The organism is Stenotrophomonas sp. X, from assembly GCF_055721025.1.
Genome location: NZ_CM146756.1, coordinates 1,382,714 through 1,399,301, shown reverse-complemented (window position 1 = coordinate 1,399,301; position 16,588 = coordinate 1,382,714). Strand labels below are relative to the sequence as shown.

Below are 16,588 nucleotides of genomic sequence, written 5' to 3'. Positions count from 1 at the left end.
CCGCAGTGCACAAAACACTTTGGCACAACGCCGCATGCGCGTAGAATCGCCCGCGATTTCCACGCACCCGAGGTCCCCATGTCCAAGCTCGCCTATCGCCGCATCCTTCTGAAACTGTCCGGGGAGGCGCTGATGGGAGACGAGGACTACGGCATCGACCCGAAGATCATCAATCGCCTCGCCCGTGAGGTCATCGAAGCCCAGCAGGCCGGTGCCGAGGTCGCGCTGGTGATCGGAGGTGGCAACATCTTCCGCGGCGCCGGTCTGGCCGCCGGCGGCATGGACCGCGTAACCGGCGACCAGATGGGCATGCTGGCCACCGTCATCAACGCCCTGGCCATGCAGGACGCCCTCGAGAAGCTGGGTGCCAAGGCCCGGGTGATGAGCGCAATCAAGATCAACGACGTGTGCGAGGACTACATCCGCCGCCGCGCCATCCGCCACCTGGAAAAGGGCCGCCTGGTGATCTTCGCTGCCGGCGTCGGCAGCCCGTTCTTCACCACCGACTCCGGCGCCGCGCTGCGCGCGATCGAGATCGGCGCTGACCTGCTGCTGAAGGCCACCAAGGTCGATGGCGTGTACGACAAAGACCCGAACAAGCACAGCGATGCGGTCCGCTTCGACAGCCTGAGCTACGACGAAGTGATCCGCCGCGGCCTGGAAGTGATGGACACGGCGGCCTTCGCTCTGGCCCGCGACAGCGACCTGCCGATGCGCGTGTTCGACATGGGCCAGCCGGGCGAACTGCTGAAGATCCTCAACGGCGCGAACATCGGCACCCTGGTCCAGGGCCGCGACCCGGCCTGAGCCTGAGCGCAAAGCGACAACCGGGCCGATTCAGGCCCGGCAGCGTCCCGTATTCGCCTATAATCGCCCGATTCCAGATACATCCAGGACCGGGCGATGCTCAACGACATCAAGAACAACGCGCAGACGCGCATGGCCAAGAGCATTGACGCTCTGAAGCACACCCTCACCTCCATCCGGACCGGCCGTGCCACCCCGGCCCTGCTGGACCGCGTGACGGTCAGCGCCTATGGCAACGCCAGCACCCCGCTGAACCAGGTCGCGTCGATCTCCAACGCCGACGCCCACTCGCTGCTGGTCACCCCGTTCGACAAAGGCATGATCAAGGAGATCGAAAAGGGTCTCTACAACGCCGAGTTCACTCCGAACACGCTGGGCACCGCGATCCGCATCAACATGCCGCCGCCGACCGAAGAGCGCCGCAAGGAGCTGGTCAAGCAGGTGCAGAAGGAAGGGGAAGGCGCCAAGATCGCGATCCGCAACATCCGTCAGGACGCGAACAAGGAAATCGCCAAGCTGGTCAAGGACAAGGCGATCAGCGAAGACGAGAAGAAGCGCGGCGAAGACGACATCCAGAAGCTGACCGACGCCAACATCAAGGACGTCGACAAGGTCGTTTCCGACAAGGAAAAAGAACTGCTGTCGGTCTGAAGTCGATGCCTTCAGTCCCGCCTCCGTTGCCTGCCTCCCTGCCCCGCCACATTGCCATCATCATGGATGGCAATGGGCGTTGGGCACAGCAGCGCCGTCGCCCCCGCGTGATCGGCCACCGTGCCGGCGCGCGCGCGGTCAACCGCACCATCGAGCGCTGCCTTGAACTGGGCATTCCGGCGCTGACCCTGTTCGCCTTCTCCAGCGAGAACTGGGGCCGGCCGCAGGAGGAAGTGGACGCGCTGATGAAGCTGTTCCTCGGTGCACTCGACCGCGAAGTGGACGAGCTGCACCGGCGTGGCGTGCGCGTGCGCTTCATCGGCGAACGCGAGCGCTTCGGCGCCGGGCTGGTCAGCCGCATGCAGCTGGCCGAGCAGCGCACCGCCGACAACACCACCCTGACCCTGTCGATCGCCGCCAGCTACGGTGGCCGCCAGGACATCGCCCGCGCCGCGCGCGCCCTGGCCGTCGAAGTGGCGGCCGGTCGCCTTCTGCCCGAGCAGATCGATGAATCGCTGCTGGGCAGCCAGGTGGCCCTGGCCGACCTGCCGCCGCCGGACCTGTTCATCCGCACCGGCGGCGACACCCGCATCAGCAACTTCCTGCTGTGGCAGCTCGCCTATACCGAACTGTGGTTCACCGAGGCCCTGTGGCCGGACTTCGACGCCGGGCAGCTGCAGCAGGCGCTCGACGCCTATGCCGGTCGCGAGCGTCGTTTCGGCCTGACCAGCGCCCAGATTGCCGCACTGGCCACCGAGACTTCCAGCCCATGACCAAGACCCGAGTCCTTGCCGCGCTGATCATGGCGCCGCTAGCCATTGCGGCGATCCTGCTGCTGCCTACGCAATGGCTGGCCGCCGCCGCCGCCGCCGTGCTGCTGATCGGCCTGTGGGAATGGCTGAAGCTGGCCGGTATCGAAGACACCCTGGCGCGCACTGTGCTGCTGGTGCTGAACCTGCTGCTGATGGTGCTGCTGGTCTGGGCCGATGGCAGCACCCTGGTCCTGTTCCAGATAACCACGCTGGCCGGCGTTGCCTGGTGGCTGGCCGCGCTGGTCTGGTTGCGCTTCTTCAACTTCGGTGCGCAGCCGTCGGCACCCTCGCGGATCCTGAAGATGCTGGCCGGTACCCTGGCCATCGTGCCGGCGTGGGCCGCGCTGGTGCTGATCCATGCTGGCGGCGATCCGCCGGGCCAGCAGGGCCACCTGTGGCTGCTGGCTGCGCTGGCGCTGGTGTGGGCGGCCGACTCGGGCGCCTATTTCGCTGGCCGCCATTTCGGCAAGCACAAGCTGGCGCCGCGGATCAGCCCCAACAAGACCTGGGAAGGCCTGTTCGGCGGCCTGCTGGCCGGTGTCGCCGTGGCCCTCGGCCTGGGCTGGCTGGCTGGCATCGATGCCGCACACCTGCCCGGCCTGTTGATCACCGCGGTGGTGGCGGTGTTCGCCTCGGTCCTGGGCGACCTGTTCGAGAGCCTGATCAAGCGCCATGCCGGCGCCAAGGACTCGGGCCACCTGATCCCGGGCCACGGTGGCGTGCTCGACCGGGTCGACGGCGTCCTCGCCGCCGTGCCGGTGTTCGCGCTGGGCAAGGAAATCTTCGGGTTCTGACCATGAATGCAGCTGCAGACCTGCGCCGGGTCGCCGTGTTCGGCGCTACCGGCTCGATCGGCGCCTCCACGCTGGACGTGATCGCCCGCCACCCGCACCGCTACCAGGCCACGGTGCTCGCTGCCGGCCGCCAGGTGCAGGCGCTGCTGGCGCTGTGCCGCCAGCACAGACCCGCGCACGCGGTGATCGCCGACGCATCGCTGTTCGCCGAGCTGCGTGACGGCCTGCGCGAGGCCGGACTGGCCACCGAGGCTCATGCCGGCCAGGCCGCGCTGGACCAGCTGGCCGCCAGCGATGCCTGCGATACCGTGGTCGCGGCCATCGTCGGCGCGGCCGGCCTGTCCTCGACCCTGGCTGCCGCCGCCGCCGGCAAGCGCATCCTGCTGGCCAACAAGGAATCGCTGGTGCTGGCCGGCGAACTGCTGACCCGGACGGCCGAACGTGCCGGTGCCGAAATCATCCCGATCGACAGCGAGCACAGCGCGATCTTCCAGTGCCTGCGCTCGCGCGATGCCAGTGTCGACGGCGCCGGCGTGCGCCGGATCCTGCTGACCGCCTCCGGCGGCCCGTTCCGTGGCCGCAGCCGCGCCGAGCTGGCCCAGGTCACCCCCGCCCAGGCCGTTGCCCACCCCAAGTGGTCGATGGGGCCGAAGATCTCGGTCGATTCGGCGACGTTGATGAACAAGGGCCTGGAAGTCATCGAGGCCCACCACCTGTTCGGCGTGCCCGGCGAGCGCATCGAGGTGCTGGTGCACCCGCAGAGCCTGGTCCATTCGCTGGTCGAGTTCGTCGATGGCTCGACCCTGGCCCAGATGGGCCTGCCGGACATGCGCACCACCCTCGCCGTTGGCCTGGGCTGGCCGCAGCGCATCGAATCGGGCGTGGCCGGGCTGGACCTGCTGGCCCAGGGCCGCCTGGATTTCGAGGCCCCGGATACCGACGCCTTCCCCTGCCTGGCGCTGGCCTGGCAGGCGATGCAGGCCGGCGGCACCGCGCCGGCGGTGCTGAACGCCGCCAATGAAGAGGCGGTTTCAGCGTTTCTTCAGGGCCGGATCGGTTTCCTGACGATCCCGGAGCTGGTTGCTAACGCTCTTTCAACACTGCCGACCCAGCCAGCCGATACACTGGAGGTCCTGTTGTCCGCCGACCAGCGGGCACGCCAGCTCACCCTGAACGCCATCGACGCCGCCTGAACGACCGCCTCGCCCAGCATGACGCCGCCGCCCTTGCCCACCACTGTGAGCCTGCATGACTGACTTCATCGGATCGGTCTGGTGGATGATCGTCAGCCTCGGGCTGCTGGTCACCTTTCACGAGTTCGGGCATTACTGGGTCGGGCGCCTGTGCGGGGTCAAGATCCTGCGTTTCTCGGTCGGCTTCGGCCGGCCACTGTGGTCGCGCCGCGACCGGCACGGCACCGAGTTCGCCATCGCCGCCATCCCGCTGGGCGGTTACGTGAAGTTCCTCGACGAACGCGAGGTCGAAGTCCACCCGCACGAGCGCGGCCAGGCCTTCAACCACAAGACCGTCTGGCAGCGCATCGCGATCGTTGCCGCCGGCCCGATCGCCAATCTGCTGCTGTGCATCCTGCTGCTGTGGGCGATGTTCGTGATCGGCAAGCAGGATTACTCGCCCACCATCGGCCGTGTCAGCGGCATCGCCGCCAGTGCCGGCCTGGCCAGCGGCGACCGCGTGCTGCGCGTGGACGACCGCCAGGTGGTCACCCTCGGCGAGGCCAGCATGGCGCTGACCGCAGCCGCGATGGACCGCCGCGACGTGAAGCTGGAAGTGCTGGATACGGCCGACCAGGTACGCACGCGCACCCTGCCGCTGTCGCAGCTGCCGGCGGGTTTCGATGAGCGGCGGGTGCCGATCCTGGCTGGCCTGCACTGGCAGTCGTGGCTGCAGCCGGCGCAAGTGGAGTCGCTGACTGCGGACTCCGTGGTGGCAGGGCAACTGCAGCCAGGCGACCTGATCGTGGCCATCGACGGCCAGCGCATCGACAGCGTCGACCAGGTGATCGGCGAGATCCAGGCCCTGGGCCGTGCCGGCGGGCCGGGAATGATCGAGGTCCTGCGTGGCGGCGAGCGCCTGGCGCTGGAAGTCACCCCGCGCCAGGGCAAGGACGGCAAGGGCAATCCGGTCTGGCAGATCGGCGTCGGCTTCCCCACCAGCTACAGCCCCGCCTATGACACCCTGCTGCGCTATGGCCCGCTGGATGCGGTGACCGTGGCGGTGCGCGAGACCGGCCGCCTGGCCGCCGACTCGCTGGGCATGATGGGTCGCATCGTGACCGGCAAGGCCTCGCTGCAGAACGTTTCCGGGCCGGTCACCATCGCCCGCGTGGCCAATGTCTCGGCCAAGCGCGGCCTCGACTGGTTCCTGCAGTTCCTGGCCCTGCTGTCGCTCAGCCTGTGCATCATCAACCTGCTGCCGATCCCGATCTTGGACGGCGGCCACCTGCTGTATTACCTTATCGAGTTGGTCAAGGGCAGCCCGCTGAGCGAGCGTGCCATCGCCGCCGGCCAATACATCGGCCTGGCGTTGCTGGCCGGGCTGATGGGGTTGGCGTTCTACAACGACATCCTCGGCCTGGTCCCGCGATGAACTTTTCCACGTTGTTGCCGTCTACAGCGTCGGCATCCCGCACCAATGAAATCGACCTTCCTACCGGACGTGACATGACGCGACTCCCCAATCGCCGCCTGCTGGCCCTCGCCCTCGCCGCCGTCACCGGCGCTCCCGCCCTGGCCCAGGCAGCCGAGCCCTTCACTGTCAGCGACATCCGCGTCGATGGCCTGCAGCGCATCAGCTCGGGCACGGTGTTCACCTACCTGCCGGTGGAACGCGGCGAGACGATCACCGACAACAAGGTCGGCGAGACGATCCGCGCCCTGTACAAGACCGGCTTCTTCGAAGACGTGCAGCTGGACCGCCAGGGCACGATCCTGGTGGTGACCGTCAAGGAACGCCCGGCGATCAACAAGCTGACCGTGACCGGCAACAAGGACATCAAGTCCGACCAGCTGCTCAAGGGCCTGTCCGACATCGGCCTGACCGAGGGCGGCACCTTCGATCGCCTGAGCCTGGACCGCGTGACCCAGGAACTGCGCCGCCAGTACAACGACCGTGGCAAGTACAACGTCGACATCACCCCGACGGTGAGCCCGCTGGACCGCAACCGCGTGGACATCGCCATCGCCATCAAGGAAGGCAAGGCCGCCAAGATCCGCCACGTCAACCTGGTGGGCACCGAAAAGTTCGAGAGCAAGGACATCCTGGAGACCTGGGAGTCCAAGGAGCACAACTGGGCGTCGTGGTACCGCCGTGACGACCAGTACTCCAAGGAAAAGCTGTCCGGCGACCTGGAAAAGCTCAACTCCTGGTACCTGGATCGCGGCTACGTCGATTTCAGCATCGATTCCACCCAGGTCTCGATCAGCCCCGACAAGCGCGACATGTTCCTGACCGCGGGCGTGACCGAGGGCGCGCAGTACAAGATTTCCGAGATCAAGGTCAGCGGCGACACCATCCTCCCGCAGGAGGACGTCGAGCGCATGGTGATCCAGAAGTCCGGCGACACGTTCTCGCGTGCCCTGCTGGAGTTCAGCTCGGACACCATCACCAATTCGCTGTCCAACATCGGCTACGCGTTCGCCAAGGTGAACCCGATCCCGACCACCAACCGCGCCGAGCAGACCGTGGCCATCAACATGCAGGTCGTGCCCGGCCCGCGCGTGTCGGTGCGCCGCATCCTGTTCCGCGGCAACACCCGCACGTCCGATGAAGTGATGCGTCGCGAAATGCGCCAGTTCGAGAACAGCTGGTACTCGCAGGCCGCGATCGACCGCTCCAAGATCCGCCTGCAGCGCCTGGGCTACTTCGAATCGGTGGAAGTGGAAACCCCGGCCGTCAGCGGCAGCAACGACCAGGTCGACGTCGTCTACAACGTCAAGGAAACCACCTCGGGCAGCTTCGTGTTCGGCCTGGGTTACTCGCAGTCCTACGGCATGACCACCTCGGTGCAGCTGTCGCAGAACAACTTCCTCGGCGGCGGCAACCGCGTGTCGGTCGAAGCCTCGCGCAGCAGCTACCTGCAGCGCTACGGCTTCAGCTACACCAACCCGTACTTCACCGATGACGGCGTGTCGCTGGGCTACAACCTGTCCTGGCGCGAACTGGATTACTCCGACTTCAACACCGCGCAGTACAACAGCACCAACGGTGCCGCGCAGGTGGTGTTCGGTGTGCCGCTGACCGAGACCGATACCGTCTCGCTGATGTTCGGCATCGACAGCAACCAGATCACCACCTACCAGGGCTCGACCCCGCAGTCGATCATCGACTACATCAACGCCGTCGGTAAGCGCACCTTCCATGCCTGGCGCACCGAGCTGGGCTGGGCGCGCGACTCGCGCAACGACTACTTCATGCCGACCCGCGGTACCTACCAGCGCGTGGGCCTGGAAACCACACTGCCGGGTTCGACCATCGAGTACTACAAGCTGAACTACCAGATCAGCAAGTACTGGCCGATCATGCCGTCGCTGGTGATCAACACCCGCGCCGAAATCGGCTACGGCGATGCCTACGGCAAGGACTACACCCGTACGCTGACCAATCCGGATGGCACCACCCGCACCGTCACCGCCAGCGGCCTGCCGTTCTTCGAGAACTTCTACGCCGGTGGTACCAACTCGGTACGCGGCTTCGAGGACAACACCCTCGGCCCGCGCGAAGTCACCACTGGTTATCCGGAAGGCCAGCCGCTGGGTGGCTCGCTGAAGACCGTCGGTTCGGTGGAAGCCTACTTCCCGCGCCTGTTCGACAGCCCGTCGGCGCGCGTGTCGGCCTTCGTCGACTTCGGCAACGTGTATACCGGCGTGGACAACTTCAAGGCCAACGAGCTGCGCGTATCCACCGGTGTGGCCCTGCTGTGGCGCGCCCCGGTCGGCCCGATCTCGATCAGCTACGCCTTCCCGCTGAAGAAGGAAGACGATGACAAGATCGAACGCCTGCAATTCACGTTCGGTGGGCAGTTCTGACGAACCGCGAGGCGGTTCGCCAGAACTGCCCCCGCATTCCACCTATCCCCCGCGCCGCTACGCATGCCATCCATGGCATGCGCCCTTCGGGCCGTTGCATAGCAACGTTGGGAATCGCTCCTGCGATTCCCAGGGGCGCGCCCCCCTTAACAAAGGGGGGCTCTCCACCAGACGGGGTGCGAAGCGCCGGGCATTGCCCGGCGTTTCCGTTTTACTTGCTCGCCGCCGTTACTTCCCGCGCTCGCGTGAAATCATCTGGTGATGGCGCAGGGGGCTGACCAGGACCGTTGGCGCCATGGATGGCGCCATCGAGCCCCCAGGGATGGGTTTACGGCGTGTCCTGGGCAGCCCCCTGCGCCATCACCCCGGGACATCAGGCAGGCGCCGCTTTTGACCCTGCATGACCGAAATGGCGTCACACGTTAAACTCCCGCCGTGAATACTCCCACCTACACCGCCCAGCAACTCGCCGAGCAGTTCGGCCTGCAGGTCCATGGCGATCCCGCTACCGCCATCCATGGCGTGGCTACCCTCGCCCATGCCGGACCTGGCCAGCTGACCTTCCTTGCCAACCCGCGCTACCGCGCCCAGCTGGCCGACAGCCAGGCCTCGCTGGTGGTCCTGCGTGCCGATGACGTCGAGGCCGCCCCCGGCGCCGCGCTCGTCGCCAAGGACCCGTACACCGCATTCGCCAAGATTGCCGCACTGTTCGACATCGCGCCGACCCGCCCGCCCGGCATCCATCCCAGCGCAGTGATCGATCCCAGCGCCCAGGTCGCCGCCAGCGCCCATATCGGCCCGTTCGTCTCGGTCGGTGCGCGCAGCGTCGTCGGTGAGAACTGCATCATCGGCACCGGCAGCGTGATCGGCGAGGACTGCAGCCTGGATTCCGGCTGTGAGCTGATCGCACGCGTGACCCTGGTCACCCGGGTCAGGCTGGGCAAGCGCGTGCGCGTGCATCCCGGTGCCGTGCTCGGCGCCGACGGCTTCGGCCTGGCGATGGACGCCGGCAAGTGGATCAAGGTGCCGCAGCTCGGCGGCGTCCGCATCGGCGATGACTGCGAGATCGGCGCCAACACCTGCGTCGACCGTGGTGCGCTGGAAGACACCGTGCTGGACGAAGACGTGCGCCTGGACAACCTGGTGCAGATCGCGCACAACGTGCAGATCGGCGCGCACTCGGCCATTGCCGGCTGCACCGGCATCGCCGGCAGCGCCAAGATCGGCCGCTACTGCCTGCTCGGCGGCCACGTTGGCGTGGTCGGCCACCTCGAGATCTGCGACAAGGTCGTGATCACCGGCAAGTCGGTGGTCCGCAACTCCATCCATGAGCCGGGCGAGTACTCGTCCGGCACCCCATTGACCGACAACCGCACGTGGCGCAAGAACGCCGCGCGCTTCAAGCAGCTGGACGCATTGGCTCGCCGCGTTCTGGCTGCTGGCAAGGAGAAAGAATGAACGATTCGCTGCAGCTTCCGATCGACGTCTGCCAGATCCAGGAACTGCTTCCGCACCGCTACCCGTTCCTGCTGGTGGACCGGGTGCTTGAACTCGACGTCGAGGCCAAGCGGATCCTGGCGCAGAAGAACGTCAGCATCAACGAGCCGTTCTTCCAGGGCCACTTCCCGGGCCGCCCGATCATGCCCGGGGTGCTGATCATCGAAGCGCTGGCGCAGGCTGGCGGTGTCATGACCCAGCTCACGCTCGGCCGCGATGCGCAGTCCAAGCTGTTCTACATGGTCAAGGTGGAAAACGCCCGCTTCAACAAGCAGGTCGTGCCCGGTGACGTGCTGATGCTGGACGTGCAGATGAAGCGCCTGATCCGCAACATGGGCTGGTACTACGGCGAAGCCAAGGTCAACGGCGAAGTCGTCGCGTCGGCCGAGGTCATGTGTGCCGGCGCCAAGGGCTGATCCACTGGAGGCAGCAATGACTGACAACGCACCGCGGATCCACCCCACCGCCGTCATCGACCCGGCCGCACGCCTGGCCGACGATGTCCAGGTGGGCGCCTTCACCCTGATCGGCCCCGACGTTGAAATCGGTGCCGGCACGGTGGTGGGCCCTCATTGCAGCATCCACGGCCCGACCCGGATCGGCCGCGACAACCGCTTCGTCGGCCATGCCGCGATCGGTGGCGAGCCGCAGGACAAGAAGTTCGGCGGCGAGCGCACCGAACTGGTGATCGGCGATCGCAACGTGTTCCGCGAGTTCGTCACGCTCAACCGTGGCACCGGCGGCGGCGGCGGCATCACCACCATCGGCAACGACAACTGGATGCTGGCCTACACGCACGTGGCGCACGACTGCCATGTCGGCAACTTCTGCGTGTTCTCCAACAACACCACTCTGGCTGGCCACGTGACCGTGGGCGACTACGTGATCATCAGCGGCTTCGCCGGTGCCCACCAGTTCTGCCGCATCGGCGCGCATGCCTTCCTCGGCATGGGCGCGCTGACCAATGGTGATGTACCGCCGTTCACCATGGTCGGTACCGATTCGCTGGGACGCCCGCGTGGCATCAACAGCGAAGGCCTGAAGCGGCGCGGCTTCGACGCTGACCGCATTTCGGCCATCAAGCGTGCCTACCGCACGCTGTACGTCGCGGGCCTGCCGCTGGCAGAGGCCAAGGTGCAGCTGACCGAACAGGCGCGTGACAGCGACGACGTGAAGGCGATGCTGGACTTCATCGAGCACGCCGAGAGGCCCCTGCTGCGATGAGCAGCTCGACCGGCCAGGCGCCGGCCGGCGCCGCGGTGATCCCGCTGGCCTCGATGGCCGGCAGCGTTCCCGCGCAGCGGGTGCTCAGCGAGCGCCCGTTGCGGATCGCGCTGGTTGCCGGCGAAGCCTCCGGCGACCTGCTCGGTGCGGGCCTGGTGCGTGAACTGAAGGCGCGCTTCCCGAATGCCGAGTTCGCCGGTATCGGCGGCGATGCCATGCGCAGCGCCGGCTGCCAGACCTGGCACGATGCCAGCGAGCTGGCGGTGATGGGCCTGACCGAAGTGCTGCGCCACCTGCCGCGCCTGCTCAAGCTGCGCTCGGCGTTCCGCCAGCGTGCGCTGGACTGGCAGCCGGACGTCTTCATCGGCATCGACGCCCCCGACTTCAACCTGGGCATCGAGCGCTGGCTGAAGCAGCGTGGCGTGCGCACCGTGCATTACGTCAGCCCGTCGGTCTGGGCCTGGCGCGAAAAGCGCGCCGAGAAAATCGGCAGCAGCGCCGACCTGGTGCTGTGCCTGTTCCCGATGGAGCCGCCGATCTATGCCCGGCACGGCATCGACGCGCGCTTCGTCGGCCACCCGATGGCCGATGACATTCCGCTGCAGGGCAACCGCGAGGAAGCACGCGCCGCGCTCGGCCTGCCGGCCTCGGCCAAGGTGCTGGCGGTGTTGCCGGGCAGCCGCCTCGGCGAGATCTCGCGCCTGGGCGAGCCGTTCTTCGAAGCGGCCTGGCAGGTTTCCGAACGCATTCCGGGCCTGCATGTGGTGGTGCCTGCCGCCAACCCGGCCTGCAGGCAGCTGATCGAAGAACAGCTGTCGCGCTCGGCGCTGCCGGTGGCCTACTCGCACGTGCTTGACGGCCAGGCGCGCAACGCGATGATCGCCGCCGACGTGGTGGTGCTGGCCTCCGGCACCGCGACCCTGGAAGCCATGCTGGTGAAGCGGCCGATGGTGGTCGGTTACCGCGTCAACGAACTGACCTATCGACTGGTCAAGGCGCTTGGCCTGATCAAGGTCGACCGCTTCGCCCTGCCCAACATCCTGGCCGGCCAGGACCTGGCGCCGGAACTGATGCAGCACGACTGCACGCCGGACAGGCTGGCCTCGGCCATCCAGCAGTGGTTCGACCACCCGCAGCGGGTGAGCGACCTGCAGGACACGTACGTGCGCCTGCACCAGCGACTGCGACGCAACGCCTCGGCGCGTGCCGCCGATGCCGTCGGCGAGCTGATGATGCGCGACCAGGCGCAGGCATGAGCCGCCGCCACGCCGCAGCAGCCAGCCTGACCCTGTTCGACGGTACGGCAGTGATCGAGCCGGAGCGCCTGGTCGCCGGTGTCGACGAGGCCGGGCGTGGCCCGCTGGCTGGGCCGGTGGCGGTGGCGGCGGTGGTATTCGATCCGTCACGGCCACGCATCAACGGCCTGGATGATTCCAAGCAGTTGACCGCTGCCCGCCGCGAGCAGCTGCATGACCGCATCATCGAGCGCGCCCTGGCCTGGCATGTGGTGCTGGTGGACGTGGACACCATCGACCGCCTGAACATCTACCAGGCCACCCTGCAGGGCATGCGTGACGTCGTTGCAGCGGTCGCCCATGTGGCCGGCTTCGCCCGCATCGACGGCAACGTGGTGCCCAAGGGCCTGGTACTGCCGGCGCAGGCGCTGGTCGGCGGCGATGGCATCGACCGCGCGATCATGGCCGCCTCGATCCTGGCCAAGGTCTCGCGCGATCGCTACATGCAGGCCGTGCACGCCCGCCACCCTCAGTATGGGTTCAAGCAGCACAAGGGCTATGGCACTCCGGCCCACCTGGCCGCCCTGCGCGAGCACGGCCCCTGCGTGGAGCACCGGCGCAGCTTCGCCCCGGTGCGGGAGTGCCTCGGTTGACCTTGTAGAGCCGAGCCCATGCTCGGCTTTCCGCAGCAGCCGAGCGTGGGCTCGGCTCTACAGGAAACGGCCTCCCGCACGCCTGAATCCGGCGCCACGCCGTGCCCCTGTCAAGCCTTGTGGCAACCCCCTGCCCTCGCTACCCTGACCGGGCATTCCAGCGCTTCCCGACCCCGGCGACGAACCTCCGTCAGCACCCGGGGCCCGCGCGCTCCAACCTGGTCCGGCATGTCCAACTCCCGCTTCGTACATCTCCACGTCCACACCGAGTTCTCGCTGGCGGACTCGACCATCCGCGTGCCGGCCAAGCCGGACCAGGCGGACCCGAAGAAGGCCAAGCAGGCCAACCTGCTGTCGCGCTCGGTCGAGCTCGGCCTGCCTGCGCTGGCGGTGACCGACCTCAACAACCTGTTCGCCCTGGTCAAGTTCTACAAGGCCGCCGAAGGCGTGGGCATCAAGCCGATCGCCGGTGCCGACGTGCTGATCGCCGAGGAAGGCCAGGACCCGTGGCGGATGACCCTGCTGTGCCGCGACCGCGAGGGCTACCTGAGCCTGTCGCGGCTGCTGACCCGCGCCTGGATGGAAGGCCATCGCCCGGAAGGCGGTGTGGCCATCCACCCGGACTGGCTGAAGGCCGGCAACGCCAACCTGTTCGCGCTGGCCGGCCGGCAGAGCCTGGCCGGGCGCCTGGCACTGGACGGCAAGCATGAACTGGCCGAGCAGCAGCTGGCCGACTGGCAGCGCGTATTCGGCGATGGCCTGCACCTGGAGCTGACCCGTACCGGCCGCGAGGGCGAGGAAACCTTCAACCAGTTCGCGCTGATGGCCGCTGGCCAGCGCGGCCTGCCGGTGGTCGCCAGCAATGACGTGCGCTTCCTGTCGCCGTCGGATTTCAGCGCGCACGAAGCGCGCGTGTGCATTTCCACCGGCCGCGTGCTGGACGATCCCAAGCGTCCGCGCGAGTACAGCGACCAGCAGTACCTGAAGTCGGCCGAGGAGATGTGCGCGCTGTTCGCCGACATCCCCGATGCGATCGACAACACGCTGGCGCTGGCCGAGCGCTGCAACATCGAGATGCGGCTGGGCACCTACTTCCTGCCCAACTACCCGGTGCCCGACGACGAGACCCTGGACACCTGGATCCAGAAGATGTCGCGCGACGGCCTGGAAGAGCGCCTGGAGAAGAATCCGCTGGCGCCGGGCAAGACCCGTGAGGAGTACTTCGAGCGCCTGGAGTTCGAGCTCGACACCATCATCAAGATGGGCTTCCCCGGCTACTTCCTGATCGTGGCCGACTTCATCCAGTGGGGCAAGAACCAGGGCATCCCGATCGGTCCCGGCCGCGGCTCGGGTGCCGGCTCGCTGGTGGCCTGGGCGCTGAAGATCACCGATCTGGACCCGCTGCCGTACAACCTGCTGTTCGAGCGATTCCTGAACCCGGAACGCGTGTCGATGCCCGACTTCGACATCGACTTCTGCATGGACCGCCGCGACGAGGTGATCGACTACGTCGCCCGCAAGTACGGGCGCGAGCGCGTCAGCCAGATCATCACCTACGGCACCATGGCCGCCAAGGCGGTGGTGCGCGACTCCGGCCGCGTGCTCGGCTTCCCGTATGGCCTGGTCGACGGTGTTTCCAAGCTGATCCCGAACATCCTGGGCATCCACCTGAAGGATGCGCTGGGCAAGGGCAAGGAAGGCCCGAGCTCGGAAATGGCCTCGGCCGAACTGATCCAGCGCTATGAGACCGAGGACGATGTCCGCGACCTGATCGATCTGGCGCTGCAGCTGGAAGACCTGACCCGCAACGCCGGCAAGCACGCCGGTGGCGTGGTGATCGGGCCCGAGCCGCTGAGCGAGTTCTGCCCGCTGTACGCCGAACACGACGAAAATGGGCTCGGCAAGAACCCGGTCACCCAGTTCGACAAGAACGACGTGGAAGAAGTGGGCCTGGTGAAGTTCGACTTCCTCGGCCTGCGCACGCTGACCATCATCGACTGGGCAGTGAAGGCGATCAACAAGCGCCACGAACGCGCGGGCATTCCGCCGGTCGACATTGCCGCGATCCCGCTCGACGATGCGCCCACCTACAAGGACATCTTCGCCAACGGCAACACCGGCGCGGTGTTCCAGTTCGAATCCTCGGGCATGCGCCGCCTGCTGAAGGACGCGCGCCCCGACCGCTTCGAAGACCTGATCGCGCTGGTGTCGCTGTATCGCCCCGGCCCGATGGACCTGATTCCCTCCTTCAACTCGCGCAAGCACGGCCAGGAAGAGATCATCTATCCCGATCCGCGCACCGAAGCGATCCTGAAGGACACCTACGGCATCATGGTGTACCAGGAGCAGGTGATGCAGATGGCGCAGATCGTCGGCGGCTACTCGCTGGGCGGCGCTGACCTGCTGCGACGCGCGATGGGCAAGAAGGTGCCGGCGGAAATGGCCAAGCACCGTGAGATCTTCCGCGAAGGTGCGGCCAAGGGCGGCGTCGACGGCCCCAAGGCCGACGAGATCTTCGACCTGATGGAGAAGTTCGCCGGCTATGGCTTCAACAAGTCGCACGCCGCTGCATACGCACTGGTCAGCTACCAGACCGCGTGGCTGAAGCGCCATTATCCGGCCGAATTCATGGCGGCCACGCTGTCTTCGGACCTGGACAACACCGACAAGGTGGTCGGCTTCCTCGACGAGGTGCGCAACCTCGGCCTGACCGTGCTGCCGCCGAAGGTGAACCAGTCGGCCTTCATGTTCGAAGCGGTCACCCCGGACACGATCCAGTACGGCCTGGGCGCGATCAAGGGCGTGGGTCAGGGCGCCTGCGAAGCGGTGGTCGAGGAACGACTGAAGGGCGGACCGTTCAAGGATCTGCTGGACTTCTGCACCCGCGTCGGCTCGGCCAAGCTCAACCGGCGCACGCTGGAAGCGATGATCAACTGCGGTGCGCTCGATGAGCTCGGTCGCAACCGTGCCTCGCTGATGCTGCAGTTGCCGGAAGTGATCAAGGCCACTGATCAGATGGCACGCGAGCGTGCGTCCGGACAGAACTCGCTGTTTGGCGGGCCCGACCCGAGCACCGTTTCGATCCAGCTGGACCTGCCGGAAGCCGAAGAATGGCCGTTGCTGCAGCGCCTCAACGGCGAGCGCGACACGCTGGGCTTCTACCTCAGCGGCCACCCGTTCGATCCCTGGCGCGACGATGTGCGCGATCTGGTAGGCAACGACCTGGGTTCGGTGGAGAAAATCTGGAGCGCCAACAGCGGTGGCGGCGGTGGCGGCGAGAAGCGCTGGCGCCCGGAGGTGCAGACCGTGCTGGCCGGCCAGGTGGTCGGCGTGCGCCGCAAGGGCGAAAGCCAGATCTTCATCCAGCTGGAGGATGGCCGCGGCCGCGTCGAGTGCAGTGCGTTCTCCGATGCAATGGCCGAGTTCGGCCACCTGATGACCAAGGACCGCATCCTGGTGGTCAAGGGCGGCCTGCGCGAGGACGAGTTCAACGGTGGCTACGCGCTGCGCATCCGCCAGTGCTGGGACTTCGACGAAGTCTGCGCCAACTACGCCACGCGGCTGTCGCTGCGCCTGGACCTGCGCCAGCAGCGCCCGGTCTGGGAGCGCATCAATGCTCTGCTCGACCGCCATCGCCCGGGGCGCACGCCGCTGCGCCTGGACCTGCTGCTGAAGGGCCCGCACGGCGGTGTCGCCGGCATGCTGGATGTCTCCGGGCAGAGCGCGGTACGCATCGATTCCAAGCTGATGGAGGCGCTGCGCGCCGACCCGGCCGTACGCACGCTGAAGGTGCGCTACAGCCCGCCGTGGGCCAGCTGAGGCTGGCTCCTTCGTGTTCCTGTTTTCCCGTTCCAGTCATCAAGGACGATT

13 protein-coding genes are annotated in these 16,588 nt (G+C 67.0%); all 13 read left to right on the top strand.

Annotation, left to right across the window (positions count from 1 at the left end; translation table 11 throughout):
- The first annotated feature begins 78 nt into the window (after positions 1-78).
- The 13 genes from pyrH (at position 79) to dnaE (ending at position 16,537) form a co-directional block, all read left to right on the top strand.
- Positions 79-807: a UMP kinase gene (gene pyrH / locus ACZ75I_RS06365; RefSeq protein WP_005415854.1), complete on the top strand. Its 729-nt coding sequence runs from the start codon at positions 79-81 to the stop codon at positions 805-807.
- 96 nt (positions 808-903) lie between these two features.
- Complete coding sequence (frr, locus tag ACZ75I_RS06360; protein ID WP_061480180.1) at positions 904-1,458, top strand: ribosome recycling factor; 555 nt, start codon at positions 904-906, stop codon at positions 1,456-1,458.
- Between the two features lie 5 nt (positions 1,459-1,463).
- Complete coding sequence (uppS, locus tag ACZ75I_RS06355) at positions 1,464-2,231, top strand: polyprenyl diphosphate synthase (RefSeq protein WP_049412139.1); 768 nt, start codon at positions 1,464-1,466, stop codon at positions 2,229-2,231.
- Positions 2,228-3,064 (top strand): phosphatidate cytidylyltransferase, encoded by an 837-nt coding sequence (locus tag ACZ75I_RS06350; protein WP_061480179.1) that lies wholly within the window; start codon positions 2,228-2,230, stop codon positions 3,062-3,064. The genes uppS and ACZ75I_RS06350 overlap by 4 nt, the downstream gene beginning before the upstream one ends.
- Positions 3,065-3,066: 2 nt before the next feature.
- Positions 3,067-4,257 carry a 1-deoxy-D-xylulose-5-phosphate reductoisomerase gene (locus tag ACZ75I_RS06345; RefSeq protein ID WP_065197094.1) on the top strand — a complete coding sequence of 397 codons (1,191 nt, stop codon included), beginning with the start codon at positions 3,067-3,069 and terminating at the stop codon, positions 4,255-4,257.
- A gap of 55 nt (positions 4,258-4,312) precedes the next feature.
- A complete protein-coding gene (gene rseP / locus ACZ75I_RS06340) occupies positions 4,313-5,671 on the top strand; it encodes an RIP metalloprotease RseP (RefSeq protein WP_061480177.1) in 1,359 nt (452 codons plus the stop codon).
- A gap of 74 nt (positions 5,672-5,745) precedes the next feature.
- Positions 5,746-8,109: an outer membrane protein assembly factor BamA gene (gene bamA, locus ACZ75I_RS06335; protein ID WP_053497093.1), complete on the top strand. Its 2,364-nt coding sequence runs from the start codon at positions 5,746-5,748 to the stop codon at positions 8,107-8,109.
- Between the two features lie 435 nt (positions 8,110-8,544).
- A complete protein-coding gene (gene lpxD, locus ACZ75I_RS06330; RefSeq protein WP_061480176.1) occupies positions 8,545-9,567 on the top strand; it encodes a UDP-3-O-(3-hydroxymyristoyl)glucosamine N-acyltransferase in 1,023 nt (340 codons plus the stop codon).
- The gene (gene fabZ / locus ACZ75I_RS06325; protein WP_005415845.1) at positions 9,564-10,022 is read left to right on the top strand and encodes a 3-hydroxyacyl-ACP dehydratase FabZ; all 459 of its coding nucleotides are present in this window, start codon (positions 9,564-9,566) and stop codon (positions 10,020-10,022) included. The genes lpxD and fabZ overlap by 4 nt, the downstream gene beginning before the upstream one ends.
- Positions 10,023-10,038: 16 nt before the next feature.
- Positions 10,039-10,830, top strand: a complete 792-nt coding sequence (lpxA, locus tag ACZ75I_RS06320) for an acyl-ACP--UDP-N-acetylglucosamine O-acyltransferase (RefSeq protein WP_005415844.1) — start codon at positions 10,039-10,041, stop codon at positions 10,828-10,830.
- A gap of 53 nt (positions 10,831-10,883) precedes the next feature.
- A complete protein-coding gene (gene lpxB / locus ACZ75I_RS06315; protein ID WP_472959046.1) occupies positions 10,884-12,086 on the top strand; it encodes a lipid-A-disaccharide synthase in 1,203 nt (400 codons plus the stop codon).
- On the top strand, positions 12,083-12,718 hold the full coding sequence (locus tag ACZ75I_RS06310) for a ribonuclease HII (RefSeq protein ID WP_180870756.1): 636 nt from the start codon (positions 12,083-12,085) through the stop codon (positions 12,716-12,718). Before lpxB ends, ACZ75I_RS06310 begins: the two co-directional genes overlap by 4 nt.
- Positions 12,719-12,946: 228 nt before the next feature.
- Positions 12,947-16,537 (top strand): DNA polymerase III subunit alpha, encoded by a 3,591-nt coding sequence (gene dnaE, locus ACZ75I_RS06305; protein WP_472958836.1) that lies wholly within the window; start codon positions 12,947-12,949, stop codon positions 16,535-16,537.
- The last annotated feature ends 51 nt before the right edge of the window (positions 16,538-16,588 follow it).

What these genes read in the sequence shown, in the direction of transcription:
- dnaE (WP_472958836.1), top strand. Translation starts at nt 12,947, where the DNA reads ATGTCCAACTCCCGCTTCGTACATCTCCACGTCCACACCGAGTTCTCG.
- fabZ (WP_005415845.1), top strand. Translation starts at nt 9,564, where the DNA reads ATGAACGATTCGCTGCAGCTTCCGATCGACGTCTGCCAGATCCAGGAA.
- uppS (WP_049412139.1), top strand. Translation starts at nt 1,464, where the DNA reads ATGCCTTCAGTCCCGCCTCCGTTGCCTGCCTCCCTGCCCCGCCACATT.
- rseP (WP_061480177.1), top strand. Translation starts at nt 4,313, where the DNA reads ATGACTGACTTCATCGGATCGGTCTGGTGGATGATCGTCAGCCTCGGG.
- lpxB (WP_472959046.1), top strand. Translation starts at nt 10,884, where the DNA reads ATGGCCGGCAGCGTTCCCGCGCAGCGGGTGCTCAGCGAGCGCCCGTTG.
- ACZ75I_RS06310 (WP_180870756.1), top strand. Translation starts at nt 12,083, where the DNA reads ATGAGCCGCCGCCACGCCGCAGCAGCCAGCCTGACCCTGTTCGACGGT.
- pyrH (WP_005415854.1), top strand. Translation starts at nt 79, where the DNA reads ATGTCCAAGCTCGCCTATCGCCGCATCCTTCTGAAACTGTCCGGGGAG.
- bamA (WP_053497093.1), top strand. Translation starts at nt 5,746, where the DNA reads ATGACGCGACTCCCCAATCGCCGCCTGCTGGCCCTCGCCCTCGCCGCC.
- ACZ75I_RS06350 (WP_061480179.1), top strand. Translation starts at nt 2,228, where the DNA reads ATGACCAAGACCCGAGTCCTTGCCGCGCTGATCATGGCGCCGCTAGCC.
- frr (WP_061480180.1), top strand. Translation starts at nt 904, where the DNA reads ATGCTCAACGACATCAAGAACAACGCGCAGACGCGCATGGCCAAGAGC.
- lpxA (WP_005415844.1), top strand. Translation starts at nt 10,039, where the DNA reads ATGACTGACAACGCACCGCGGATCCACCCCACCGCCGTCATCGACCCG.
- ACZ75I_RS06345 (WP_065197094.1), top strand. Translation starts at nt 3,067, where the DNA reads ATGAATGCAGCTGCAGACCTGCGCCGGGTCGCCGTGTTCGGCGCTACC.